The sequence below is a fragment of the Zymobacter palmae genome (assembly GCF_003610015.1).
GTDB classification, from domain to species: domain Bacteria; phylum Pseudomonadota; class Gammaproteobacteria; order Pseudomonadales; family Halomonadaceae; genus Zymobacter; species Zymobacter palmae.
On record NZ_AP018933.1, the window covers coordinates 2954376 to 2978408 of the forward strand.

Genomic DNA, 24033 nt, shown 5'->3' on the forward strand with positions numbered 1-24033 from the left:
CGTTGAAAGCTAAAAAGGTGGGTCATCTCTGCGTGCAGAACCCGCGGTCAGACATCATGCCCGCACCCATCAGCAGCGTCATTATCAACGCTGAGGAAGGAAGCGTAGCCCAACCCCGGGTTCGGTAATGATATACCGCGGTGACGAGGCGTTGTCGCACAGTTTACTTCTGAGCTTATTCACCAGTATGCGCAGGTAGTGGGCGTCATCTTGATGCGTCGGTCCCCATATCTCGCGCAGCAGCTGGGTCTGGGTCACGATGCCGCCTGGCTGGCGTACCAGAAAGGCCAGCAGTGCGAACTCCTTCGGGGTGAGGGCGACCGGCTCATCGTTTAGCGCCACTTCGTGGCGCATCAGGTCAATGCGCAAATGACCGTCGTCATACAGGGGCTGCTGAAGATCTTCGGGTTGGCTGCGATTGCGCAGGAAGGCACGGATACGGGCCATCAGTTCTTCGATACCGAACGGCTTGGTCACGTAATCGTTGGCCCCTGTATCCAGCAGCGCCACCTTCTGGTGCTCATCGGCGCGAACGGTCAGCACGATGATGGTGACATCCGACCACAGCCGGATCGCTTTCAGCACGTCGCGGCCGTCCTGATCGGGCAGCCCCAGATCTAAAATGACCAGATCGGCTCCCTCTTCCACTAGGCATCGCTGCCCTTCTTCCCCCGTGGCAGCCAGCAAGGTCTGATACCCCTGTGCACGCAGACTGATGTCGAGAAAACGCCGTATTTGCGGTTCATCGTCGATGACCAGAATCCGGGCGGGGGGTAACGTCAGTGAAGGGTCATGAATGCTCTTCGACATGGGCCTCCTCCTGCCGCGTCGATGCTCGCCACGGCAACTCCACTCTTATCGTAGTACCGGTGCCTTGTGGCCCCGGCAGCGCTTCGACCTGCCCATCGTGGGCCTTGATGATGCCCTGTACGATGGTCAGCCCCAATCCCGTACCGTGATGACCACGGTCCCCTCGTTCGACGCTGTAGAACATGTCGAAGACACGATGACGCTCATGGGCAGGAATACCGGGGCCCGCATCAGAAACGTCGATCCGCAGCCAGTCCTGCTCGGTCCGCGAGACCTGCACGTCGATCGGAGCGTTGGGCGAGAACTTGGCCGCGTTCTCCATCACGTTGAAGATCGCCTGCTCCAGCAGCGCAAGATGCACCTGCACGGGCGGCAAGCGCTCAGGCATCTGGATCGCCACACGCGCATGCGGCACATAGCGGTTCAGACGTCGCACGGCTGAACCAATCAATTCGTCAATCCCGATCCAGTCCCACGTCAAGGTCAGCCCTGGCTGCCCGAGGCGTGTCATGTCCAGCAGGTTCTGGATATAGCGATCCAACCGTTCGCCTTCGATCTTGATCGTTTCAAGCAGGCTAGTACGGTCATCGTCGTTCATCGCGTACCCATAATGCAGCAGGCTGTCCGAGGCACCGATCATGGACGACAAAGGGGAACGCAGGTCGTGTGAGACCGATGATAGCAGCGCAGCGCGCAGTCGTTCAGTCTCGGAACTGACGCGCGCAGCTTCTAGGTCTTCAACCAGCCGCGTGCGCAGTGCGGCCTGGCCGATGTCCATCACCATCCCTTCCGCAAGACGACGCTGCTCAAACGTCAGCGAACGCACCTTGTCGGGAAATTTCAGTGCGATGACCCCCAGTACCGTTCGATCGGAAGCCACGGGCAGGCACCACCAGCGGCTCTGCGCCAGTGTATCGGTGAAGCGCCCGCTGGGCTGGCCGTGCTGGCGCGTCCATTCAGCAGCCTCTCGACCGCGCGCACTTAAAGGGTCATCAGGCCCCGGCGGATAGCGCTCCTCACCGATCGACATCCAAACCTCGACCTTGAGCGTGCCTTGCAACACCTGCGCACTGGCCGAGATAACCTGTCCCAGATCGGCGGCCTGCGCCAGCTGACGCCCCAGCAACTGCATGGCAACCGCGTGCGCATTGGCCGCGTGCAGTGCCACCACCTGAGAACGCAGCCGCGACGCTAGCCGTCCTGCGATCAGGGCCGTAGCCAAAAACATCGCGACGGTCGTGATGCCACGAGGGCTACCGATATAGAACGTGGCACGCGGTTCAATCGACAGGAAGTTGTAGGCCAGAAAGCACACTAGCGCCATCATCAGCGCCACGGCCATGCGCGTGCGCGAGGCGACCAGCAGCACGGCCAGAATGAAGACCATCGAGATGTCGGCTAGGTTGAGCAGATGTTCGCCAGCCAACGCAGCAACAACGGCTGCCAGCGTGCCACCAATCAACAGCGCAGGCTCACGCAGCGTCCAGCGCGGCGGCATCGATGGCGGCAAGGGACGCGGTTCTTCGCGCCCCCGAGGTAGGCTAGCAATGGTCAGTTCATAGCGTGCACCATGCAGCAGCAGCTGTTGCGTCAGGCTACGGGTCAGCAGCTTCGCCAGAGGGCGGCGGCGCGTACGGCCAATCACGATGGTACGGGCATTACGCGCATCCGCGGCGTTCAGCAATGTCGCTGCAATATCGGCACCGTGCAGCACCGTCGTGCTGCCCCCCAGACTGCGGGCTAGCGCAAAAGCACGGTCGATTTCGAGCTGGCGCGCCTGCCGGGCCCGTCGATGCCACTGGAAACGACGGCGCGTGCCTTTGTAGGTGCTTTCTGCTGCCGACTTCACGGTCACCACCGACCACGGTACACCGCGCCGTTCGGCAATGCGGCAGCCCGCACGCACCAGATAGTCCGACTGCCCCCGCCCGTCGATGGCAACCATCACATGGCGCTGAATGGCACTGCTGGCCTTAGCCTCGCTGCGGCGCTCACGCAGGTCGGCATCCACATGCTCGGCCACGGTCTGCATCGCCAGCTCACGCAGCGCCATCAGATGAGACGGCTTGAAGAAAGCCCGCACCTGCGAGGCATTCGGCTCGGGCAAACTGACCTTGCCCTGACTCAGACGCTCGATCAATTCACGCGCAGGCAGATCAACGAGGCGAATATCGTGCAGGCGGTCGAACAGTGCATCAGGCACCGTATCGCTGATGCGTATGCCCGTGATCTGCTCGACCACGTCATTAAGGCTTTCCAGATGGTGCACATTGACGGTGGTCAGTACGTCGATACCGGCATCCAGCAGCTCTTCGATATCCTGCCAGCGGTGTTCGTGGCGCGAGCCGATAGGGTTGCGGTGAGCAAGGTCATCGACCAGCGCTATTTCAGGACGCCGTGCCAGAATGCCATCCAGGTCCAGCTCGGTCGTATCCCAACCCTCACGCTCATGGTGCGGCAGTGCGGCCAGCAGTTCCTCCAGCGCCTTGCTGCCATGCGTATTGACGGCCGCCACTACGACATCGGCGTTTCGGTGCAGCAGCTCGTGCGCACGGGTCAACATCGCATGCGTCTTTCCCACGCCCGGCGCGGCCCCCAGCAAAACCGTCAATCGTCCCGTTCGCACGCTCATGTCACGCTGTCCCGTCATGTCTTTATCCAGCGCCAAGCCAACAACAGCACAATAAAGGAAGCCAGAGAAATCAGCAGCATGCCTGCGCGCGCGCCCCAGATCGCCCACTCGCCGCTAATAGTGCCCAGCCCGCCCAGCAGTGCCATCCCGAACGCCATACCGATCTGTCGAGACGTATGGTAGATACCGGAGGCCAACCCTCCACCGAAGGCTTTGTCCTGGCAGGAGGTTGCGACCACGTTAAGGGTTGGCGAATACAGCATCAGCCCACCGCCCATCAGGGTCAGACCGATGACGATCAGCGGCCAGCTATCGCGGCCACTCAGAAACGCCATCAGCAGACTGCCGCACAGGGCAATGCTGCTACCGATCAGCATGCGTCCCCGCGCACTCAGATGTAAGCGCGGGTTCACCCACAGCGACACAATCACCAGCATCAGTGTAAAGGGGAACGCCAGCAGACTGGCGTCCAGCGCATTCATATGCCATGCCTTCTGCGAAAACAGCGCTACCAGAAACAGAATGCCGTACCCCGCGAACTGAAACGCCATGCCGCTCAGCGAGGCGGCAGTAAATAGGCCGTGGCGAAAGATCGTCAGCGGCAGCATCGGATGGTGCACGCGCCGTTCAATCATGACGAATACAACCGCCCCCAGCACACCCAGCACCAGTGCTCCCAGTACACGGGGATGCAACCACGGCAGCGAGCTGCTCTCGATCAGGCCACCGATGAAAACACACAGCGACAGCATCGCGACCAGCGTGCCCGCCAGATCCATGGGCCGCCGATGCGGTGGGAAATGCGGCAGATGACGGAATGCCAGCCACGCACCGAACAGACCGACCGGCACGTTCAGCCAGAAAATCGAACGCCACCCGACTAGCTGGGTCAGCACGCCGCCCATGAACGGTCCAAGCACCATCGCAACGGACGCCACGATGGAGATGGTATTGACGGCCTGAATGCGGGCAGCGCGTTCGGGAAAGAGCTGCCCCATCAGCGACAGCGTCATGGGTAGAATGCCAGCGGCGGCAATACCCTGTGCAGTGCGCGCGGCAATTAGTGCCCCCGATGACTGCCCCAGCGCACACCACAGCGATGTTGCGGCAAACCCCAGTAGCGCACCGGTGAACAGTCGCCCCTGCCCCCAACGGTCCCCGAGCACACCTGCCAGCAACAGCAAGCCCGCCAGCGGCAGCGTGTAGGCCGTCACGATCCATTGCAGCTGAGTCGAGGTGGCCATCAACTCTCGTTGAATGGCGGGCAGCGCCTGATTCAGTGCACTGCCGTCCAGCGTAATCATGGACAGTCCGATCGCCACAGCAATCAGCGCGCCTCGCTGCTGCGACGATAAAGCGGGATCTTCCTCTCTCTGGGGCACGGCATGTGACATGAAACGCTCCTGGTCCATAAAGGGGGGTATTACGCATGCTACCACGCGTATCGTTCGCACAGGCCAGAGACAAAAAAGGCGCCTGAAGGCGCCTTTGATAGCATCATGATGACAAGAATACGTTTAGCTGAATGCAATATACCGCTTGTTACTGAAGTTCATCAGCAGTACCAGGTTGAGCAGCACAGCCCCAATCACGGAATACAGCACGGCATCCCACGGCAACAGCGTGAACGCGACGGCCATCAAGCACAGGTCGATAATCATCTGGAGCAACCCGGCGCGAATGCCGAACTGCTTCTGACAAAACAGCGCCAGAATGTTGATGCCCCCGAGGCTGAACCCATGCCGGAACAGGATCAGAAAGCCGACGCCCATCAACAACCCACCCATCACGCTGGCGTAGAGCGGGTGCATCTGCATGCCCTGCAACGGTTCCATGTGATGACCGAACAGCGTGAGCTTACCGGACAGCACATTCGACACGCAGGACAGCATCGCCACGGCAATGAAGGTGCGCACAGTGAACCGCCACCCCATTCTCATGAACGACAGCACATAGAAAGGCAGGTTGATGATGAAGAAACAGGAACCAAACGACCACGAAGAGACGTAGCTGATCAGAAAGGCCATGCCTGCCGTGCTACCGGTCAGGAAATGCTGGAACAGGTAACACTGCACGCCAAAGGAGATCAACAGGATACCAATGACCAGCGCCAGCGCATCCTCGAGAGGATGGTGGCGAGGCCGCGGGTCAGACATATCCATCATGGCAATATCCTCTTGATTTGAACAGGGATCCACAGCATACCCCTGCCATCATGCAGGGACTATGCCTCTCAGCCTGCTCGCCTCGTCCAGCATGCACTTGGATGAAGCCGTTCAGCCCTTATTCGCCACCCGCAATGGCATCTTCGCTCAGCAGGGCACCGGCAGCACGGCTCAGGTTCTCGCTGGGTGCGCCATCGCGCAGAAGCTGTGCAACATGATGCGACAGCGTGCCGGACTGAGCCAGCTCAGACGGATCGACCAGACGTTTCTGGGTACGGTCGAACAGCAGGTACTGGGTTTCGCTCACATCACGAGCAGCACGGTGCAGTGTGCCATTGACGGACAGCACAGCCACTTGAGCATCGGCACGCAGTACATCGGCGGACAGCTCGACGAACCCTTCGGAGTAGGAGTCGGTCAGGTAGCGTTCAACGCTGGCTTCAACGGTATAGCTAGCGCTAGAGACAGCGGGCTGGATCAGCTGCGGCTGGGTCAAGCCGGTCAGAACAGCTCCCAGCTGACGTTCAATCGCACCGGTCAGCTCTTGATCCTGCGGGAAGCGTGGGTATTCGACACTGACTTCGGCACAGCGCTCGTTGTTCTCGCAGTTGTTGGCCTGACGCATCCACTTGACCGGTTCAGAGGTCAAAGCAGCCACAGCAACAGGCGCAGCGGGAGGCGGTACAACAACCGGCGCAGCAACGGGAGCCGCTACCGGCGCAGGCTGCACACGCTGTGCAACAGGAGCGGCTGGCTGAGGCTGGATCGCCCAGTCATTAGCACGGAAGCTCGGTACGGGCGTAGGCAGCGGCGGCAGCCACGGGTCGAGACGCTTGTTGGAGGAAGCAACGTTATCGACCAGCGACGACTGCGCACAGCCGGCCAGCATGGCCGCGATCGTAACAGGGACAAGGCAAAAAGATAGACGCATGGCTAGGGCACTCGTGTTCAGCCCTCTTCCGGACGGGCGGACATCGGGAGGGCGCAGTCAGACTAGATGGCCACGGCAGTGGCCATAAGATTTCTGTAAGGCGCAACCGGCTGAAATAACAGAAAAGATGCTGACAAATCACCAGATAATGACGCGATCTTCGCTGATAATGCCGATTAATCCTTGCCCTGACCCTATCGGCTAGTCGCCGAGTACCTTTAATAGATAATCAAGCGATGCCAGATAGCCGAATGTCCCCATACCAGCGACTACAGCGTCAGCGCGCACTGACAAGTAGGAATGGTGACGAAATGCTTCGCGGCGATGGACGTTAGAGATATGCAGCTCGACTACCTTTCCTTCGAACGCATTCAGCGCATCAAGAATGGCGACCGACGTATGGGTATAAGCTCCAGCATTGATAATGATGCCGTCGAACTGGCCGCGTGCGTCTTGGATCAGATCAACCAGCGTGCCTTCATGGTTGGACTGCTGACAGACCACCGTTGCGCGCCCTGCCGCGTGAGCGATGACGCTCTGTTCGACATCAGCCAGCGTTTCGTGGCCGTAGATATGCGGCTCGCGCTTGCCCAGCAGGTTCAGGTTGGGGCCGTTGAGGACGAGAATGCTGTTCATTGAGGGTCCTTGTCGTTTATGAATCAGGCGCGGTTCAAGCGCCCACGTATCGAAATCATCCTGCAGAAAAGCGACTGGCACCGCCCGAAACGGACAGTGCCAGCGCCATCCTACCTGCCAGAGCATGCGCTAAGCGGTCGCCATCATGCGCGACGACCCAACCGTGCGATCAGTGCATCCGCCGTAGTGACACTCAGATCCGCCAGCGCCTGCGCTTCTTCGTCATCAGAGTGCATCAGGACCGTATAGGCCCCCGCAGCGCGCCCGGTCATCACGTCGATAATGCTGTCGCCGACCATCACCAGCGACGACGGAGCAACCTGCCACTGCGAGGCCAGACGGTTCAGGCCATCGGGATCGGGCTTCGGCTCGGCATCGTCTCGCCCCAGCAACGTTTCATCGGGGAAAAAGCCGGAAAGTCCGGCACGCTCCAGCGTCAGGCGCGCCAGGGGTGCCATGTTGCGGGTCAGCAGTCCCAGCGTGACGCCCTGCTCCAGCAACTGCGACAGCAGGTCGTGGATGCCCTCTGCGGGCTGGGCCTGCTCGGCCAATTCGTACTCGTACTGGCGCAGCCACTGGAAATGGCGCTCCGCCTCATCGCGAGGCAGGGCATTCAGGTAATCGAGGATATCGATTCCTGCCGGGACGCTCATCGTGCGCCGCATCAGGTCGAAATCGTGGATAGCCCGCGTCAAGGTGCCATCCATGTCGAAGACCCAATGTCGAGCTGTCAGTCGGGACATCTGTCACTCCGAAGTCAGGAAAGAAAGCGGTGTCGCTCAGCAGCGACGCGCGACGGCCTCCGCGAAGGACATCGTGGTGCCCTTGCCCCCCAAATCAGGGGTCAGATGATCGCGCGCTTCGAGCGTTTCACGGATCGCCCGACGCAGCGTAGCGGCCTTATTGGTCTTGCCAAGGTGATCAAGCATCTGGGCGGCTCCCAGCATCAACGCACAGGGGTTGGCCTTGCCCTGACCCGCGATATCCGGCGCAGAGCCGTGCACAGCTTCGAAGATAGCCTCGCGTTGGCCAATGTTGGCCCCCGGTGCCATGCCCAGCCCACCGACCAGACCCGCACACAGATCGGACAGGATATCGCCGAACAGGTTGGTGGTCACGATGACATCGAACTGCTCGGGCTTCATGACCAGCTGCATACAGGTGTTATCGACGATCAGCTCGTTGGTCTCGATCTCAGGATACTCAGCGGCCACCCGCCGTGCTGTCTCAAGAAACAGCCCGGAGGCCTGTTTGATGATATTGGCCTTGTGCACGATGGTGACCTTACGGCGCCCGGTGCTCTTCGCCATGTCATACGCATAGCGCGCAATGCGTTCGCTGCCCTTACGGGTAACACAGATATCACCGTGGGCTTCTTCACCGTCGTCGGACAGCGTCTGCCCTTCACTGCGATAGGCCCCTTCGGTATTCTCGCGCACCACGATCAGGTCCAGATCGCTATAGCGGGCCTGCGTATTGGGAAAGCTAATGGCTGGGCGCACATTGGCATAAAGATCGAAGTGACGACGCAGCGCCACATTGATGGAAGAGAAGCCACCGCCAATCGGCGTCATCAGTGGACTCTTGAGCGCCACGCGTAGCCGCGCGATCGTATCCAGCGTGGCCTGCGGCAGCAGCTCACCGGTCTTTTCATAAGCGCTCATCCCTGCCTCGACGAACTCATACTCAAGATCGGCTTTCAGCACGTCCAGTACATGCAACGTAGCCTCCATGATTTCAGGGCCGATACCATCACCGCGAATAACTGCAATTCTATCTGTCATTGTTATTGAATCCTGTCATTCGTCCCGCACGCTGGGCACGGGGCAGTCGATCGTTGCGAAAGACACGGTCGCGAAGCACGGTGCCTTTCCTGCTGTCGTTATTGCACTGTTGTTATTGCGCTAGGCCGTTCGCCATCGCTTTCGTCCGTGCGAAAGAATAGGCGGCCACAGCCATCACGTTGCGTCTTGCGACACGTCAGCCTAACCCTAATCTAGGCGGTGGAGAATCACACTTAAGCCCACCCACCGCTCCCCTTTATCTGCCTAACAGGCTGCAAAATCAACGGAGCTGCGCCACAAGCCCCCTTATCCCCCATGCTTTCAAGCAACAGGAATCTTCATCCGCTCGAACCAAGCCGACGGTACTTTTTTCGGCCAGTCGCCCGATGGACGGTCAGTCGCCGAGCCAACCGTTCTTCCCCCCTTAACGCAAACCAGTATTGTCGATGTGGCTTACTGAACGGCATAGGCACCTATATTTCCCATCAGCATGCTATTGAATTCATGTTCTTATACACAGCACTGCTGGTAACGACATTGAGACCACAGGCCAGCAACCTTATGATCATTTAATGACAAGCACAGGTACGATCAGGCAGCCCGAGACGATGATAGGAACGAAATCGGTCGCCTCGACGCGCCTTTGGCACCACTATGGGAATTGTTCCAGCGTTACGGGAGCCTGCGCGTCACTGCAACCATGGCAGAGCGACTGGGTATCGTAGCGTCGCCGTGCCTGCCCCAACCACTGAAGGCACTGTCCGGACAGGAGCGCTCGCCGCTGAAAGCGCTGCTTGAGACCACGCTCCGCCCGCTGTCATGCCCCCCGACAGCGCGACAGTGATGAAGATGGCCAACGTTAGGCGCACGCGGGGAAAGGGTTCATCAGCGAACAAGGAGAAGGCATTGAGAGCCATCACGAAGTCAAACAAATTGAACCACGTGCTTTACGACATCCGTGGTCCGATCATGGACAAAGCCAAGCAGCTGGAAGATGACGGTCACAAGATCATCAAACTCAACATTGGCAACCTAGCGGTCTTTGGCTTCGACGCCCCAGAGGAAGTGCAGCAGGATATGATCCGCAACCTTCCCCAGTCGTCAGGCTACTCGGATAGCAAGGGCAATTTTTCAGCAAGGAAGGCTGTCGTCCACTACTCGCAGACCCAGGGTATCGCCAATGTCACGATGGACGACGTCTATCTGGGGAACGGTGCCTCCGAGCTGATCGCAATGGCCACCAATGCCCTGCTCGACAACGGCGATGAACTGCTCATCCCAGCCCCGGACTATCCGCTGTGGACCGCCGTCACCAGCCTGTCAGGGGGCGAGCCAGTGCACTATCGGTGCAACGAGGCCGAAGGGTGGATACCCGATCTGGACGATATCCGCAGCAAGATCACACCCCGCACCAAAGGGATCGTTGTGATCAACCCTAACAACCCGACGGGGGCCATCTACCCTGACAGCGTGCTGGAAGGGATCATTCAGATCGCACGCGAGTATGAACTGGTCATTCTTGCTGACGAAGTCTACGACAAGATCCTGTATGAAGGTGCAAAGCATACGGCACTCGCCAGCCTGTCCACCGACGTACTGACCCTCACTTTCAACTCGCTGTCGAAAAGCTACCGCGCCTGCGGCTACCGCGCGGGCTGGCTGATCGTGTCTGGGAATAAGCAGGCGGCCAAGGACTACATCGAAGGCTTGAACATGCTCGCCAATATGAAGCTGTGTGCCAATGTGCCGGGGCAGTGGGCAATCCAGACAGCGCTAGGCGGCACCCAGAGTATCGAAGAGCTGGTCAAGGAAGGTGGCAGACTGCGCCGTCAGCGCGATCTGGCCTATGAACTGATCAATGCGATTCCTGGCGTGAGCTGCGTCAAGCCAGCCGCGGCGCTATACATGTTCCCGCGCCTCGATCCTGAGGTATACCCCATCGCCGACGACCGACAGTTCTTCCTAGAACTGCTGGAAGAGACGCATGTCATGCTCGTGCAGGGGACCGGCTTCAACTGGCCCGATCCGGATCACTTCCGCATCGTGTTCTTACCTTACGAATCCGATCTGCGCGAAGCCATCGGGCGCATCGCCGACTTTTTGGCCCGCTACCGTCAGCGGCATGCCCGCCTGAAGAGTTCGCAGCAGCAGACGTCGGACGACGCCTGATAGCGCAGTAGGGCTACAGCGCCCTGTCCCTGACCGAACGCTTTCGCACTGCAAGGCAGTGGGAATATGAAGATATGGGGGTCAGGGCGCTAATCGCCCCGCACCGAGGTAGTGCGATTTCCAGTAGGCGACGTCTAGTGATGTCTTTTGCACCTTCCGCCCTTTTCCAGGCGCATGGATCATGGTGTTGTTGCCCACGTACAGCCCAACATGCCAAGCCTGGCCCTTGCTGCCGAAGAACAGCAGATCGCCCGGTTGAGCAACACGCGCTTTGGGAAGGAAGTGGTACTGCTGGTTACTGCTGCGCGGCAGCGCTACGCCTGCCTGACGATAGGCAAGAAGGGCAAGGCCGCTGCAATCGACGCCGTCGTTGATCGACGTTCCCCCTAGCTTGTAGGGCACCCCAACGCTGCGCTGAGCCGTGGCAATGACCTTCTGGCGTCGCCCATCAACTGGGCCGTCGGTCACCTTGAGCGGTGCACGCGATGCCGTCGTTGCGCACCCTGCCATCAGCAGCAGCATGCTCATCATCACTATCCAACGCCCCAGTGCCGCCATAGCCTTCCTCTCTCTGCCGCTTATCTCGTTCATCCACGGTATTCCCAGTGTGAAAGCATAGCTCGTCAGACCCGTCGCAGCGTCTCTTCAATGATAGAGACCCGTGTCAACGACGATTGTCCCCTGACTCATTGATCGGCCAAAGTGCTCTGTTAGCGTATGTATAGCGTATAGCTGCCAGCGCCCGTTTCACGCCCCCGATAGCGCTACTCTCTCCCACAAATAAAAGTGTTCATAAACAGCGAATTAGCCTTCAACATGAAGGCCCACCAGTCAGTCTGCGTGCCCAGTCATGCCACCGGCAAAAATAAGGAAAAAATATGAACACATGAAACTGAAGCGGATCTTAAGTGAACTCCCCCTACACAACCGAGTCTCAGCCTACAGTGGGACACCACTAGCAGATGAACACATCTTCCTGATGGCGCAATACGATAGCGACCAGCAGGCGGGGTATCCTTTCGCATCAAAAGAAAGCAAGGAGCATCACTATGTCTTCAGTTTCTCGTCGCATCGGCAGCACCCTGGCAATCATCAGCGCTCTGGGTTTCTCTTCCGTCGCTCTGGCAGCAGAACCGACCACTGCTGGCGCTACTGACACAGCTACCACGCTGCAGCAGAAAGCGAACCACACCAAAGAAGCCGCTCAGAAGAAAGCCGATAGCGCTAAAGAATCTGCAACCAAAACATCCCACGATGCACGCCGCAAAGTGCAGTCCAAAACCAACACAGGCAACAAAAGCGGTGTAGCGCAGAAAGCGCAGGACAAAGCGTCCGAAACCAAGCAGAAAGCAGGCGACACCATCAAAGAACAGAAACAGCAGGCCACTGACCGCATCAACGAAGCGACTGGCGAATAAGCCTTACTGCTGACCCAAAAGGCCCCGTTCGATGATTCGAGCGGGGCCTTTTCATATTTATTTAAACGAAGCGGTAACAGCACGGCACTGCTGGCGCCGACGCTCAATCATCTGAGGAGATTTCTCCTCTTGGCGATAATGGGAGCTATCGTGATAAGGGTTACTTCTATCCTCCTCTTCTCTATAAGAGTGCCACCACACCCAGCTGGTCTCTATATACACCGGCCAACGGAACCTTATATAGCGGTCAACACAAGGCTCGTTCATCTCATCATCGTCACCAACAAGGGAGAAGTTAGTGCTAAAAATATCAAGATAAGGTAGCTCATGCTTATCGAACACACCGCTCAAATTAGAATAAGGTGAAGCCACTGTTATATAGCGATAAGGATCTTCAAGTTCGACCTTAAAAATATAAGGGCCAGGTGTTATTGATAGCGCAGAACATATGCCAATAATCAATATTGCCCAACTTCCGTAGCATGCCAATAACTTTCGCTGAGCTCGCCACATGAAATGGAGGAACAGTAGGGAAGTAGCCAACGGAATAAACCACATCCAACTCAGAAATATTGCAGCCGTACTATTTGTTCTGATTGTTCCGATGTAGAACGTATCGAATGGGGCAAAATGATTTGATTGATCAAAGCTTAGTACACGTATCGTAGCATCTAAACAAAGCAATATATTGATAAATAATAGTATGTAAAACACAAAAAGGGTAAATCGATAAACATATCGATATATATTATTATTCATTACCATTCTCCTTGACGTTTGATATTTATATCCGTCAAGTTATTATCCCCAAAGGGATCAGGGATGCCATTATCACTAAACACCGACTGGAAGTAGTCAATAACATCATCGTCGCCTACATTAGGGCAGTTATTAAAATGGCGAATATTACATTTTTTATCCTGCTGAGCAATGGCCGCCCACACTGCATAAGTATAGAAATCAGCCCCTTTCACTTTATGTTCTGGCGCGACATTATCATCGCCTGGTTTGCTAAAAGGCCAATCAATAATAGATTGTCTATATTGCGTTTCCTGATGTTGATGAAGCAGATACCATATATCACGGTAAGTCAGCTGCTGTGTAGTGTTAGCTAAATTTTCCACAACAGGAGCAGTTACACGTGAGGGCGCTATACATTGATCTAAAATAACTTCTTTATCATCTTTATTGGAAGGTAACACATGATATCGGCAGAGTGTCATCTGATAATTTCCACCCAAAAAGAATCTACTATCTTTATAATCTCGGATATAACTCATAGTAACATTGTCATCAGCTGCAGCCCGAAACTGAATAGGAATGCCATTATCCCAGTAAGTTGATAATGTTCTTCCACGCCGCTTGACCACTTGAGACTGGCACCCAGCAACAATTACAGCGTCTCCATCCTTTGGCTCAGAGGGATGGCATTCTCCGCCAGCAGGTTGGCATTTAAACGGTACAGCGTGGTTGTCATCAGACCATTTGATCACAGGGTACTGCTCAAGCAGCTGCGCTACGACAGGATCATCATCACTAGGGTGCAATGGACTTTCGCCATAGTTTTTCACAAGAATTTCTTTGTATAAATTATGAGCTTGAGGCGACAGCAAAGGACGATCTAGCCAAGTAGCGCGACGTTGCCCCTCTTCTGTTTCCCAGAAATGGGCCACTCGCTCCTCTTCTCTCTGTTTAGCCCGAGCCTTATCATCAAGCTCGCGCTGGGCTTCTTCGTGAAATAATCGGAAGCGCGTCATGATGTTAAAGTAGCCGAGCAAAGCACCTATCCCGCAGACTGATACAAATAGAAAAGCAATGATCAGCACACACCATCCTCTCTCAGCATTGCGCCGACGCTGCTTTTCAATCAGTTCATCAATTTTCATCCCCCCTCCTTTTTCATCTCACTATTACTGCAAAGCAGCTAATGTAACACTTTAACAGTTAGTGATTTTATTCTTGATAGAGAACGGTGAAGCCCTTATGTTCTTGCCAACATCACACGCGTAGAGAAGGAATTGCATAATGGCTTTCACCGAACAGGCTGCCGGCGTCAGCGAACAGGTCGCGCCGCAGACCAAGGGCTTCACGCTCAACCACAGCATGGTGCGCATCAAGGATCCGAAGATCACGCTCGACTTCTATACGCGAATTTTTGGCATGCGACTGCTGCGCAAGCTCGACTTCCCGGAAATGTCCTTCTCGCTCTACTTCTTGGCTAATCTGGACGAGGATGCCAGCGTGCCCAGCGACACCGCTGACCGCAACCAGTGGACGTTCTCACAGCGAGGCCTGCTGGAGCTAACCCATAACTGGGGCACGGAAGATGACGCCGATTTCCACTATCACAACGGCAACGCTCAGCCGCAGGGCTATGGTCATATCTGTTTCGCCGTACCAGACCTAAGCGCCGCCGTTGAATGGTTCGATGCCAACAACGTCGAGTTCGTTAAGCGCCCAGAGCAGGGGAAAATGCGCGACGTCGCCTTCGTCAAGGATCCCGACGGCTACTGGATCGAAATCGTCCAGCCCGATCTGTGCCGCTCACTGGGCCTGTAAGCCACGCGTTCCGCGGTTCTACCGTACCCGACCGCTATACCTATTTCGCATGTCATGCCGATTCGGCATGACAATAGAATTCCCGTGACAGCACCGTGAGCACAGGAGTATCTTCGCCTGCTGTTCACCTGACATCGCCTAGGGGCCCCTGCGTCCGTGCGATGTGCTACACACTTCAGATCGATTTCCCATTGTCTTCGGGCCTTGGGTTCAGCGAGGCTGTCATGAATGCACGTACGATTAACTGGGATTCTCCTGCGAGCGGCCTAAGCGGCATGTTCGACTCTCGACGCCCGGTGAAAACCGCTCCCCGAGCGGGTTGCATCATCACCGCGCGCTATCATGGTACCAACGTCCGCATGAAGGTCATTGACCGCGACGGCGACAAGCGCTCGGTGGCAAAAGTCATCGGCGTCGACGACCAGAGCGTCCAGCACGATCTGCAGGCCGGTGACACCGTCATCGTGCCGGATAAAAAACGTACCGTGGTGCGCTATAGCTGATTCCGTACAGCGGAAGACAACAAAGGCCCCGATGGTTATGCCATCGGGGCCTTCGCGTATCCAAATGCGACTAGCGGCGAACGAAGCGCCACAGTCGATCCTCAGCCTTTGAGGGCTTTTGCCAGCTTGGCCACGTGTTCACCTTGGAAGCGGGCAATGGTCAGCTCGACTTCGGACGGCTGGCGTGAGCCATCTGCACCCGCGATCGTAGTGGCCCCGTAAGGCGTACCACCGTGCAGCTCTTCTACGCCGCCCATTCCCGGCGCACCATAGCCGATCGGAACGATCACCATGCCGTGATGGGCCAGGGTCGTCCATGTCGAGGTGATGGTCTGCTCCTGACCGCCGCCTGTTCCTGTAGAAGCAAAGACGCTCGCCAGCTTGCCGAACAGCTTGCCCTGCGCCCACAGACCGCCAGTCCGGTCGAGGAAGTTGCGCATCTGGCTCGCCATGTTGCCAAAACGGGTAGGCACGCCAAGGATGATCGCATCGTAGTTGACCAGTTCGTCCGGTGTAGCGACCGGTGCAGACTGATCCGCCTTCCCCCCCGCCTTGCGAAAAGCATCCTCATCCATCAGCTCGGGAACGCGCTTGATGTCGACCTGCACCCCGTCGACCTTACGCACCCCGTCCGCCACGGCGTTCGCCATGGTTTCGATATGTCCATACATGGAGTAATACAGCACCAGTACCTTGCTCATCGAAGCGTCCTTTCATCAGCGTGAAAAACGAAGGCGCAGGCAGGGCGATTCCTGCTGCGTGGCCTGTCTGGAGTATAGGCACGGACGCAAGCTTCGCGGCAATTGCTCCATCATGAGCAATATGCATGGTGCAGCACCTGCTAGGGCTTGCGCATGCCCGACACCGCACAGCGTACGCTGCTGCCCTTCATCGGCATGGTGCGAGTAGTGCTTCTTTTGTCGGCCTCTAGGCATAAAAAAACGCCCCACCGTTACCGGCAGGACGTTTCGTTGGAAGCGTCAAACGCTAGCGTTACTTCTTGCTAGAACGTTTACGTTCCTGTTCTGTCAGGAATTTCTTACGCAGACGGATGTGGATCGGCGTAATTTCGACCAGTTCGTCGTCATCGATGAACTCGATCGCCTGTTCCAGCGTGAAGCGGACCGGCGGCGTCAGGACGATGTTTTCATCGTTACCAGAGGCACGCATGTTGTCGAGCTTCTTACCTTTGGTCGGGTTAACGACCATGTCGTTCGCACGGTTGTTGATACCGATCAGCATACCTTCGTACACCTCAGTACCGTGTTCAGCGATCAGGCGACCACGTTCCTGCAGCGTGAACAGTGCGTATGCCAGTGCTTTACCGGTCGCCATGGAGACCAGTACACCGTTGCGACGTTCGATCGCTGCATCCGGTTTGAGCGGACCATAGTGATCGAAGCGGCTGGTCAGGATACCGGTACCGGACGTCATGGTCAGGAACTGACCACGGAAGCCGATCAGGCCACGCGCAGGGATGATGTAGTCAAGGCGGATACGGCCTTTACCATCCGGAAGCATGTTGGTCAGCTCACCTTTACGGTAGCCCAGCTCTTCCATGACCGAGCCCTGATGCTGCTCTTCACAGTCGATGATGACTTCTTCGTACGGCTCTTCCTTGACGCCATCGACGTCACGGATGATGACTTCCGGGCGGCCTACGGCCAGCTCGAAGCCTTCGCGACGCATGGTTTCGATCAGGACGGACAGGTGAAGCTCACCACGGCCGGATACGATGAATTTCTCAGGCGTTTCGCCCTGCTGTACGCGCAGTGCAACGTTGTGGATCAGCTCTTGGTCGAGGCGATCCTTGATGTTGCGGCTGGTGACGTACTTACCTTCGCGACCGGCGAACGGCGAATCGTTGACCTGGAAGGTCATAGAAACGGTCGGCTGGTCAACGGTCAGTGCCGGCAGTGCTTCAACAGCTTCCGGATCACACAGCGTATCGGAGATGTTCAGCGAGTCGATACCGGTGATGCAGATGATGTCGCCTGCCGTTGCCTTGTCGGTCTGTACGCGTTCGAGGCCGAGGTGGGTCATGACCTGACCGACCTTGCCGCGACGGGTATTGCCTTCGGCATCAACAACGACGATCTGCTGGTTCGGGCTGACGCTGCCGCGTTTAACGCGACCAACACCGATAACACCAACGTAGCTGTTGTAGTCCAGGGCGGAAATCTGCATCTGGAACGGACCGTCGACTTCAACGGCCGGCGGCTCAACGATGTCGACGATGGCCTGGAACATCGGATCCATATCATCTGCCATGTCATCCGGATCCATACCAGCGAAGCCGTTCAGAGCGGATGCATAGACGACCGGGAAGTCGAGCTGTTCATCGGTAGCACCGAGGTTGTCGAACAGGTCGAAAATCTGGTCCATAACCCAGTCAGGACGCGCGCCCGGGCGGTCGATCTTGTTGATGACCACGATCGGTTTCAGACCCTGTGCGAACGCTTTCTGTGTAACGAAGCGTGTCTGCGGCATCGGGCCATCGACGGCGTCGACCAGCAGCAACACGGAGTCAACCATGGACATAACGCGTTCGACTTCACCACCGAAGTCAGCGTGTCCAGGCGTATCCACGATGTTGATGTGGTAGTCCTTCCACTGGATCGCTGTGTTCTTCGCCAGGATGGTGATACCGCGTTCCTTCTCCTGGTCGTTGGAGTCCATGATGCGCTCTTGACCTTCGTTCTTACGGTCGAGCGTACCGGACTGCTGAAGAAGCTTGTCGACGAGCGTCGTTTTACCGTGGTCGACGTGCGCGATAATAGCGACGTTTCTCAGCTTGGAAACATCACCGACAACTGCTTGATCTGTCATTACTTTTTTCCATGATGTGTGCAGGCCAGCGCACACATCTCCGTGAAGATGCCCGCCTGTGCCTATCGCGGACGCTGAGCGGCTAGCGGCTCATCTGTCCTCTGATGCGCTTAGATTAACACGAAATGCCCAGATGCCGTACTGATCGCGCACGAAAAGTACGAGTTCTGTCCCACTCCGATTCTGCCACAGCTACCTGACCAAAAGGGCATTTCAGCGGCGTGTAAAACGCCTTTCCACAACCGCATTTACAAAATGTAACATGCTGAAATAGAAAGAATTTTACTCAAGCAAATAGTGATTAACCCCATTACAAATCCAGTCGCGTTTCAAACGTAGCCGATTGTGTTCTTATGTTTCTGCCAGCCGAGTTAGCCAATCAGGTTTGACTCGACCACTGGCCGCACTAGCCCCGCCGTGAAGCGACTCATCCAACCGTGGATATGGCGGGTTCGATCGACACAGGAAACATAAGTGAACATATAGAGATGAAACCGATACGTTGTGCGTCCTGCGGACGCCTGCTGCTCAAGGCTGAGGTTTATAGCCTCCTGGAAGTGAAGTGTCCTCGCTGCAAGACCGTGAACAGCTTCCGCTCCAGCGAGTTCAAGCCGACGCCTGCCAAGGCGCAGCCGGAATGCCCGGCGCATCGAGCATGACTCACCTCTCATCCTGATAACAGTTAGTTGCACAACAACAAAAGGAAACATGTTATGACACGCAAAGCTGACACCATCACGGTTCGTGATATCGAAGAACGCCCGGTCTCCCAGGCTAGCCATTGGACTCGCGAAAACGCGACTCGCATCCGCCCGACCGCTACCAACACTTTCCCTCCGTTCGACACGGGTAAAATCAAAGCGCTGATGCCTGGCTACCACGTATGGGACAACTGGTTCGTACTGGACGAAGAAGGCAACGTTGCTGACATCTATGGCTACACCGTGCTGTTCGCTCTGGTTCGTCCGGTTGACGACGAAGAAAGCGCTCACGCAAAAATCGCGTACTTCTACTCCGTAGACGGTGTTCACTACATCCCCGGCGGTTTCGTATTCCGCGAAAGCCTCTTCAGCGATGTACAGGAATGGAGCGGTTCCACCATCCTGCGTAACGACGGCCGCCTGCAGACATTCTACACCGTTGCAATGGGTGTTGAGCTGTCTTCTGGCTGGCAGACTCACCAGCGCTTCGCTACCGCGATCCAGACTATCGCTGTCACCGAATCTGGCATGAGCCTGGCTGACCCGATGTACCACGCACTGCTGGCTGAGCCAGACGGTCTGTACTACCAGACAATCTGGGAATCCGACGCGGGCGAATCTCGTGCACCGACCAAACACTCTTTGGCACTCGGCGACGACCAGACCAACAACCTGTGCTTCCGTGACCCGTCCTTCTTCAAGGATCCGAAAACGGGCAAAACCTTCCTGCTGTTCGAAGCGAACACGGGCAGCCTGCTGGACGCTGAAGGTTCAGTAAAACAGAAATACATCGGTAGCGAAGACTTCGACGTCGAATACGTACCGACCCCCGACGACCTGAAAGCCAACGGTTGCATCGGTATGGCCGAGTTCACCAACGACGAATACACCTTCGTCAACCTGATGCCGCCGGTCCTCACCACTAACCTGGTGACCGATGAAATCGAACGCATCAAGCTGATGGTTTACGACAACCACTACTACCTGTTCTGCGTCTGCCACGGCAACAAAATGACGATCCCGGACGAAGATCTCATCAACCGTGACTTCCTGCTCGGCTTCCGTTCCAAAGACATGCTGGGTCAGTACGAACCGCTGAACAAAACCGGTGTTGTCATTCAGCAGAAATCTCTGGGCAACCGTTACGACGGTCAGTCCGAAAACGGCCAGTACATCTACTCCTGGCTGGTACTGCCTGATCTGTCTGTCGTCAGCTATGCCAACTTCTCTACGGCATCTGACTGGACGCTGCAATCGGTCAAAACTGCGGGTCCGTCCGTACAGCTCGAAATCGACGGTCTGGAAACGCGCATCACTGACCTGTACTACAACGTCCTGCCGGCCACCGTCGTTGAACCGCCGCTGGTCTTCCCGACAATCGCCTGATTACTCCTCTACCCTTGGAGCGCCTCTGAGCGCCCTTTACCCTCCTACATTTTCCGACACCACTGCCCATACGCTCCGTTCAGTAGTCCCCCGTTCCACCGCCCCTTTTTCTCCTCTTTTCATCTATACGTTTTTTGTCGTCTCAATCGCGACTACAGCCTTTTTCTTAAATACACAGCGTCTTGATTTATCAGTTCTTTTTATACAAAACAAAATAATTAACCCTTTTGATAAAAACTTTTAAAGTACCGGCGCCTTTACGAAAGGTAAATCGCCCATAGCGCTGTGAGCGGCTTCAAAAACAAAGCACAACAAAGAGAGAGGAAAGGAGTGGTATGAAACATTTACACCATCATCCCGCTAACAAAGCCCGCGTATCACATTGGACTCGCCAACAGGTCAGCCAGATCGAGGCCGATGACGCTATCGACTTTCCGCATTTCGACCCTCAACAGGTCAAGGTACTGATGCCCGGCTATGATGTCTGGGACAACTGGTACGCCCTTGATGAAAACAACCAGATTGCTGACGTTCAGGGATTCCGCGTACTGGTCGCGCTGGCGGCACCATCTGACAGCTTCGACGAAACCAACCTGTACTACTTCTATTCTCGCGATGGCCTTCATTACCAGGCTGGCGGCAAGGTCTTTACCACCCCGCTTGAGAGCGGCATTCAGGAATGGAGCGGCTCCACCCTCCTGCGCAATGACGGTGCGTTGCAGACCTTCTATACCGTCGTCAAGGAAAGCGGTGACTATTCCGGCCGCAGCCATCGTTCTCGTCAGGGCAGCCAAGGCATGCCGCCCGCAGGCATGTCAGCACAAGGCTCACAGGCCGCGGGTCCTCAGGGCAGCTCACAAAGCCAGATGCCAGGGCAAGGTCAGATGGGGGCCGTACAGAACGACCAGCGTCTGGCAACCGCCATCCAAGATGTCGTCATCGCAGGCAACCGCCTGTCGCTGGCTGAACCGCGCTATCACGCCATTTTGGCTGTGCCGGACGGTCAGTACTACCAGACCATGACTCAGGCCAGCGAACGAGAAACGCTGTTCCCCACGTCCAGCACCACGGGCAGCACTCAGAGCAACAACTTCTGCTTCCGCGATCCCCATTTCTTCAAGGACCCGTCCGACGGCCGCAGCTACCTGCTGTTTGAAGCCAATACCGGCAACGCCATCTGCCCTGAAGGCAGCGTACGCCGTGAGTACATCGGCAGCGCTTCGTTCGAACCCGACTATGTGCCGACCCCCGATGAGCTGAAAGCCAATGGCTGCATCGGTATCGCCGAGCTGACCAATGAAGGTTACACCGCTGCGCGCTTCCTACCGCCGTTGCTGACTTCTAACCTGGTGACCGACGAAATTGAGCGCGTTAACATGCTCAAGATCAAGGACGATTACTACCTGTTCTGCATCGGCCGCGTCAGCAAGATGGCGATGAGCTGTGAAGCGCTGGAACGCAGTACCTTCATGCTGGGCTTCCGCTCTCGCTCGCTGTTCGGTCCGTACACGCCGCTCAACCGCCACGGTGTCGTGCTGCGCCAGCAATCTTTCAGCAGCGATATGATGAACAGCTCTGATACCCAGAGCGTCTATTCCTATCTGCTTCAGCCTGACCTGACCGTGCTGACCTATGCCCAGTACAGCACCGATGCCGATGGCAACCTGCAGAAGAATCGCTCTGCGGGTCCGACGCTGTCACTGCACATCAAAGGCAACCGCTCGTATGTAGGCGAGGTGATCTACAACATTCTGCCTGCATAAACGTACGTTTTTTTCTACGACAAGGCCTCTTCGCGGCAACGCGGAGAGGCCTTCTAGCATGCCATTCTTCTTCTAGACGGCTGTCCATGCCGTGCCTTTCTAGCATCTTACAAACGATCTTGTAGTGCGCTTGTATCAAAGGTGTCTGCATGACATCAATTACAACTCGTTATCGTTTCCTTTTGAAAACAATGGCGTCAGGATACGCATTCATTAAGAAACACCTTTGATATCGAAAGATATCTTTACGAAAAACGAGACGATCAACGGATAATAATAATGGCAACAAATACCACATCTCCCGTCATCAGCCACTGGACTCGTGAACAGGCCTCGAAGATTAACGCCAGCACCGCAACGACGTTTCCTACCTTCGATCCCGCACGGCTGGGGGCCATGATCCCCGGCTACAATGTCTGGGATAACTGGATTGTGCTGGACGAGAACAGCGAGATCGCCAGCGTACAGGGATACCGCGTACTGGTCGCACTGGTTGCTCCCACCGACAAGAATGTCCCTACGCGTCTTTACTACTTCTATTCAAAAGATGGTGTGAACTACACAAAAGGGGGCTATGTCACTGATCGCCTTCTGGACAAGGATGGAAGTGAGTGGAGCGGCTCTACCATCCTGCGTGCCGATGGCACACTGCAAACGTTCTACACCATCGCGAAAGCTTCCAGCACGGCGTCGACCCAGAAAGACCAGCGTCTGGCCACACTGACTCAAAAAGTCACAGTGACGGGTGGCAAGCTGGTGCTTCAGAAGCCTCTGTACCATGCCTTGCTGGCCACACCAGATGGCCACTACTACCAGACGCCGCAGCAGGCGCACCAGTATGAAAAGAGCCACCCGGCCGCCAAGGGCAAAGTCGGCAACAACAAGACCAACAATTTCTGTTTCCGTGACCCGCACTTCTTCAAGGACCCGGCGACCAAGAAGACCTACCTGCTTTTTGAAGCCAATACGGGTTCGGACTATTGTGCCGAAGCGTCCACGAGTCGCGATTATGTCGGTAGCAGCCGCTACGAACCTCGCTATGTGCCCACCACGGATGCGTACAAGGCCAATGGCTGTATCGGGATTGCGGAGCTGACCAACACCACCTATCGGACGATCAAGTATCTGCCGCCCCTGCTGACTGCGAACATGGTCACCGATGAGATCGAGCGCGCCAACATCATTGTTCACAAAGGCGGTTACTATCTGTTCTGCGTCACGCGCGCCCGCAAGATGACCCTGACCAACAGCGCCATCCTTGATAGCGCGTTCATGCTGGGGTTCCGCGCCAGTAGCCTATTCGGCCAGTATGTGCCGCTCAACGACAGCGGTGTGGTCATCCGTCAGCACCACGGGGCCGGCGGTGAGGGTAGCAACCCGCAGAACGTCTATTCCTTCTTGGTACTGCCAGATATGAGCGTGATCACCTACGCCAACTATTGCAGTGATGGGCGAGGTGGCGTGCAGCGCTGCCGCACGGCAGGACCGAGCGTGCAGTTGCATATTGATGGCACGACAACCCGCTTGGGTGAGATCGGTTACAGCCTGCTGCCCGCCTGATCCCAAGGTGCCCTTGTGCGTGATGACAGGCGAGGGCGCCACTTTTCGAAGACCCTGTGCCGAAAGGTATAGGGTCTTCATGCATTCTCATTCCCAGTAAGTGAACGCTCTATTTTCTTTCCTATTTCTGTTCTTTTCGTATAGGCATGTCATTTATTTCCTTCATCGTAACAATCCTTGGAAACCC

General features: G+C 56.4%; 22 protein-coding genes. 9 read left to right on the plus strand and 13 right to left on the minus strand.

The annotated features are described in order from the left end of the window. Positions 1 to 84 precede the first annotated feature (84 nt). From ZBT109_RS13155 to ZBT109_RS13190, 8 genes are all read right to left on the minus strand, one after another. Positions 85 to 810, minus strand: a complete 726-nt coding sequence (locus ZBT109_RS13155; protein WP_027704304.1) for a response regulator — start codon at positions 808 to 810, stop codon at positions 85 to 87. After that, positions 791 to 3460 carry an ATP-binding protein gene (locus tag ZBT109_RS13160; RefSeq protein ID WP_027704305.1) on the minus strand — a complete coding sequence of 890 codons (2670 nt, stop codon included), beginning with the start codon at positions 3458 to 3460 and terminating at the stop codon, positions 791 to 793. Before ZBT109_RS13160 ends, ZBT109_RS13155 begins: the two co-directional genes overlap by 20 nt. After that, complete coding sequence (locus ZBT109_RS13165; RefSeq protein WP_051523612.1) at positions 3457 to 4836, minus strand: MFS transporter; 1380 nt, start codon at positions 4834 to 4836, stop codon at positions 3457 to 3459. The genes ZBT109_RS13160 and ZBT109_RS13165 overlap by 4 nt, the downstream gene beginning before the upstream one ends. A gap of 123 nt (positions 4837 to 4959) precedes the next feature. Further along, entirely contained in the window at positions 4960 to 5607 is a 648-nt protein-coding gene (locus ZBT109_RS13170; RefSeq protein ID WP_232012852.1) for a YitT family protein, read from the minus strand. 118 nt (positions 5608 to 5725) lie between these two features. Next, positions 5726 to 6538 (minus strand): hypothetical protein, encoded by an 813-nt coding sequence (locus ZBT109_RS13175; protein ID WP_120185392.1) that lies wholly within the window; start codon positions 6536 to 6538, stop codon positions 5726 to 5728. A 201-nt stretch (positions 6539 to 6739) separates the two neighbouring features. Then, on the minus strand, positions 6740 to 7174 hold the full coding sequence (aroQ, locus tag ZBT109_RS13180) for a type II 3-dehydroquinate dehydratase (RefSeq protein WP_027704308.1): 435 nt from the start codon (positions 7172 to 7174) through the stop codon (positions 6740 to 6742). Between the two features lie 143 nt (positions 7175 to 7317). Next, positions 7318 to 7917 carry an HAD family hydrolase gene (locus ZBT109_RS13185; protein ID WP_051523613.1) on the minus strand — a complete coding sequence of 200 codons (600 nt, stop codon included), beginning with the start codon at positions 7915 to 7917 and terminating at the stop codon, positions 7318 to 7320. Between the two features lie 36 nt (positions 7918 to 7953). Next, a complete protein-coding gene (locus tag ZBT109_RS13190) occupies positions 7954 to 8958 on the minus strand; it encodes an isocitrate dehydrogenase (RefSeq protein WP_027704309.1) in 1005 nt (334 codons plus the stop codon). A 643-nt stretch (positions 8959 to 9601) separates the two neighbouring features. Here ZBT109_RS13190 and ZBT109_RS13915 point away from each other — a divergent pair. Further along, the gene (locus ZBT109_RS13915) at positions 9602 to 9802 is read left to right on the plus strand and encodes a hypothetical protein (RefSeq protein WP_156934020.1); all 201 of its coding nucleotides are present in this window, start codon (positions 9602 to 9604) and stop codon (positions 9800 to 9802) included. Positions 9803 to 9900: 98 nt separating this feature from the next. Next, positions 9901 to 11127, plus strand: coding sequence for a pyridoxal phosphate-dependent aminotransferase (locus tag ZBT109_RS13195; protein ID WP_324603170.1), 1227 nt, complete (start codon positions 9901 to 9903; stop codon positions 11125 to 11127). 81 nt (positions 11128 to 11208) lie between these two features. Here ZBT109_RS13195 and ZBT109_RS13200 read toward each other — a convergent pair whose 3' ends face one another. Then, entirely contained in the window at positions 11209 to 11718 is a 510-nt protein-coding gene (locus ZBT109_RS13200) for a C40 family peptidase (RefSeq protein WP_084261685.1), read from the minus strand. A gap of 458 nt (positions 11719 to 12176) precedes the next feature. Between ZBT109_RS13200 and ZBT109_RS13205 the strand changes: the two genes are divergently transcribed. Further along, positions 12177 to 12545 carry a hypothetical protein gene (locus tag ZBT109_RS13205; protein WP_027704311.1) on the plus strand — a complete coding sequence of 123 codons (369 nt, stop codon included), beginning with the start codon at positions 12177 to 12179 and terminating at the stop codon, positions 12543 to 12545. Positions 12546 to 12602: 57 nt separating this feature from the next. Here the strand turns inward: ZBT109_RS13205 and ZBT109_RS13210 are convergent, their stop codons facing one another. Then, on the minus strand, positions 12603 to 13304 hold the full coding sequence (locus tag ZBT109_RS13210) for a hypothetical protein (protein WP_027704312.1): 702 nt from the start codon (positions 13302 to 13304) through the stop codon (positions 12603 to 12605). Then, complete coding sequence (locus tag ZBT109_RS13215; RefSeq protein WP_027704313.1) at positions 13304 to 14431, minus strand: hypothetical protein; 1128 nt, start codon at positions 14429 to 14431, stop codon at positions 13304 to 13306. The genes ZBT109_RS13210 and ZBT109_RS13215 overlap by 1 nt, the downstream gene beginning before the upstream one ends. Before the next feature lie 139 nt (positions 14432 to 14570). Here ZBT109_RS13215 and gloA point away from each other — a divergent pair, with 139 nt between their 5' ends. Together gloA and ZBT109_RS13225 are read left to right on the plus strand one after the other, a co-directional pair. Beyond that, positions 14571 to 15104, plus strand: coding sequence for a lactoylglutathione lyase (gene gloA / locus ZBT109_RS13220; protein WP_027704314.1), 534 nt, complete (start codon positions 14571 to 14573; stop codon positions 15102 to 15104). A gap of 224 nt (positions 15105 to 15328) precedes the next feature. Beyond that, positions 15329 to 15607: a hypothetical protein gene (locus ZBT109_RS13225; protein ID WP_038277514.1), complete on the plus strand. Its 279-nt coding sequence runs from the start codon at positions 15329 to 15331 to the stop codon at positions 15605 to 15607. Positions 15608 to 15708: 101 nt separating this feature from the next. Here the strand turns inward: ZBT109_RS13225 and wrbA are convergent, their stop codons facing one another. Beyond that, positions 15709 to 16308 carry an NAD(P)H:quinone oxidoreductase gene (gene wrbA / locus ZBT109_RS13230; protein WP_027704315.1) on the minus strand — a complete coding sequence of 200 codons (600 nt, stop codon included), beginning with the start codon at positions 16306 to 16308 and terminating at the stop codon, positions 15709 to 15711. Positions 16309 to 16600: 292 nt separating this feature from the next. Next, positions 16601 to 18436, minus strand: a complete 1836-nt coding sequence (typA, locus tag ZBT109_RS13235; RefSeq protein ID WP_051523615.1) for a translational GTPase TypA — start codon at positions 18434 to 18436, stop codon at positions 16601 to 16603. A gap of 488 nt (positions 18437 to 18924) precedes the next feature. Between typA and ZBT109_RS14250 the strand changes: the two genes are divergently transcribed. From ZBT109_RS14250 to ZBT109_RS13255, 4 genes are all read left to right on the plus strand, one after another. Beyond that, entirely contained in the window at positions 18925 to 19095 is a 171-nt protein-coding gene (locus tag ZBT109_RS14250) for a Com family DNA-binding transcriptional regulator (protein WP_120185394.1), read from the plus strand. Between the two features lie 54 nt (positions 19096 to 19149). Then, complete coding sequence (locus ZBT109_RS13245; RefSeq protein WP_027704318.1) at positions 19150 to 20523, plus strand: glycoside hydrolase family 68 protein; 1374 nt, start codon at positions 19150 to 19152, stop codon at positions 20521 to 20523. A 335-nt stretch (positions 20524 to 20858) separates the two neighbouring features. Continuing rightward, positions 20859 to 22286, plus strand: coding sequence for a glycoside hydrolase family 68 protein (locus ZBT109_RS13250; RefSeq protein ID WP_027704319.1), 1428 nt, complete (start codon positions 20859 to 20861; stop codon positions 22284 to 22286). A 279-nt stretch (positions 22287 to 22565) separates the two neighbouring features. Beyond that, positions 22566 to 23846 carry a glycoside hydrolase family 68 protein gene (locus tag ZBT109_RS13255; RefSeq protein ID WP_027704320.1) on the plus strand — a complete coding sequence of 427 codons (1281 nt, stop codon included), beginning with the start codon at positions 22566 to 22568 and terminating at the stop codon, positions 23844 to 23846. Positions 23847 to 24033: the final 187 nt, after the last annotated feature.

Excerpts from the sequence above, each read along its gene's own strand:
- ZBT109_RS13160 (WP_027704305.1), bottom strand. The coding sequence starts at position 3,460 with ATGACGGGACAGCGTGACATGAGCGTGCGAACGGGACGATTGACGGTT.
- ZBT109_RS13210 (WP_027704312.1), bottom strand. The coding sequence starts at position 13,304 with ATGAATAATAATATATATCGATATGTTTATCGATTTACCCTTTTTGTG.
- ZBT109_RS13245 (WP_027704318.1), top strand. The coding sequence starts at position 19,150 with ATGACACGCAAAGCTGACACCATCACGGTTCGTGATATCGAAGAACGC.
- ZBT109_RS13170 (WP_232012852.1), bottom strand. The coding sequence starts at position 5,607 with ATGATGGATATGTCTGACCCGCGGCCTCGCCACCATCCTCTCGAGGAT.
- ZBT109_RS13250 (WP_027704319.1), top strand. The coding sequence starts at position 20,859 with ATGAAACATTTACACCATCATCCCGCTAACAAAGCCCGCGTATCACAT.
- aroQ (WP_027704308.1), bottom strand. The coding sequence starts at position 7,174 with ATGAACAGCATTCTCGTCCTCAACGGCCCCAACCTGAACCTGCTGGGC.
- typA (WP_051523615.1), bottom strand. The coding sequence starts at position 18,436 with ATGACAGATCAAGCAGTTGTCGGTGATGTTTCCAAGCTGAGAAACGTC.
- ZBT109_RS13175 (WP_120185392.1), bottom strand. The coding sequence starts at position 6,538 with ATGCGTCTATCTTTTTGCCTTGTCCCTGTTACGATCGCGGCCATGCTG.
- wrbA (WP_027704315.1), bottom strand. The coding sequence starts at position 16,308 with ATGAGCAAGGTACTGGTGCTGTATTACTCCATGTATGGACATATCGAA.
- ZBT109_RS13190 (WP_027704309.1), bottom strand. The coding sequence starts at position 8,958 with ATGACAGATAGAATTGCAGTTATTCGCGGTGATGGTATCGGCCCTGAA.
- ZBT109_RS13165 (WP_051523612.1), bottom strand. The coding sequence starts at position 4,836 with ATGTCACATGCCGTGCCCCAGAGAGAGGAAGATCCCGCTTTATCGTCG.
- ZBT109_RS14250 (WP_120185394.1), top strand. The coding sequence starts at position 18,925 with ATGAAACCGATACGTTGTGCGTCCTGCGGACGCCTGCTGCTCAAGGCT.
- ZBT109_RS13255 (WP_027704320.1), top strand. The coding sequence starts at position 22,566 with ATGGCAACAAATACCACATCTCCCGTCATCAGCCACTGGACTCGTGAA.
- gloA (WP_027704314.1), top strand. The coding sequence starts at position 14,571 with ATGGCTTTCACCGAACAGGCTGCCGGCGTCAGCGAACAGGTCGCGCCG.
- ZBT109_RS13225 (WP_038277514.1), top strand. The coding sequence starts at position 15,329 with ATGAATGCACGTACGATTAACTGGGATTCTCCTGCGAGCGGCCTAAGC.
- ZBT109_RS13205 (WP_027704311.1), top strand. The coding sequence starts at position 12,177 with ATGTCTTCAGTTTCTCGTCGCATCGGCAGCACCCTGGCAATCATCAGC.
- ZBT109_RS13155 (WP_027704304.1), bottom strand. The coding sequence starts at position 810 with ATGTCGAAGAGCATTCATGACCCTTCACTGACGTTACCCCCCGCCCGG.
- ZBT109_RS13185 (WP_051523613.1), bottom strand. The coding sequence starts at position 7,917 with ATGTCCCGACTGACAGCTCGACATTGGGTCTTCGACATGGATGGCACC.
- ZBT109_RS13200 (WP_084261685.1), bottom strand. The coding sequence starts at position 11,718 with ATGAACGAGATAAGCGGCAGAGAGAGGAAGGCTATGGCGGCACTGGGG.
- ZBT109_RS13215 (WP_027704313.1), bottom strand. The coding sequence starts at position 14,431 with ATGAAAATTGATGAACTGATTGAAAAGCAGCGTCGGCGCAATGCTGAG.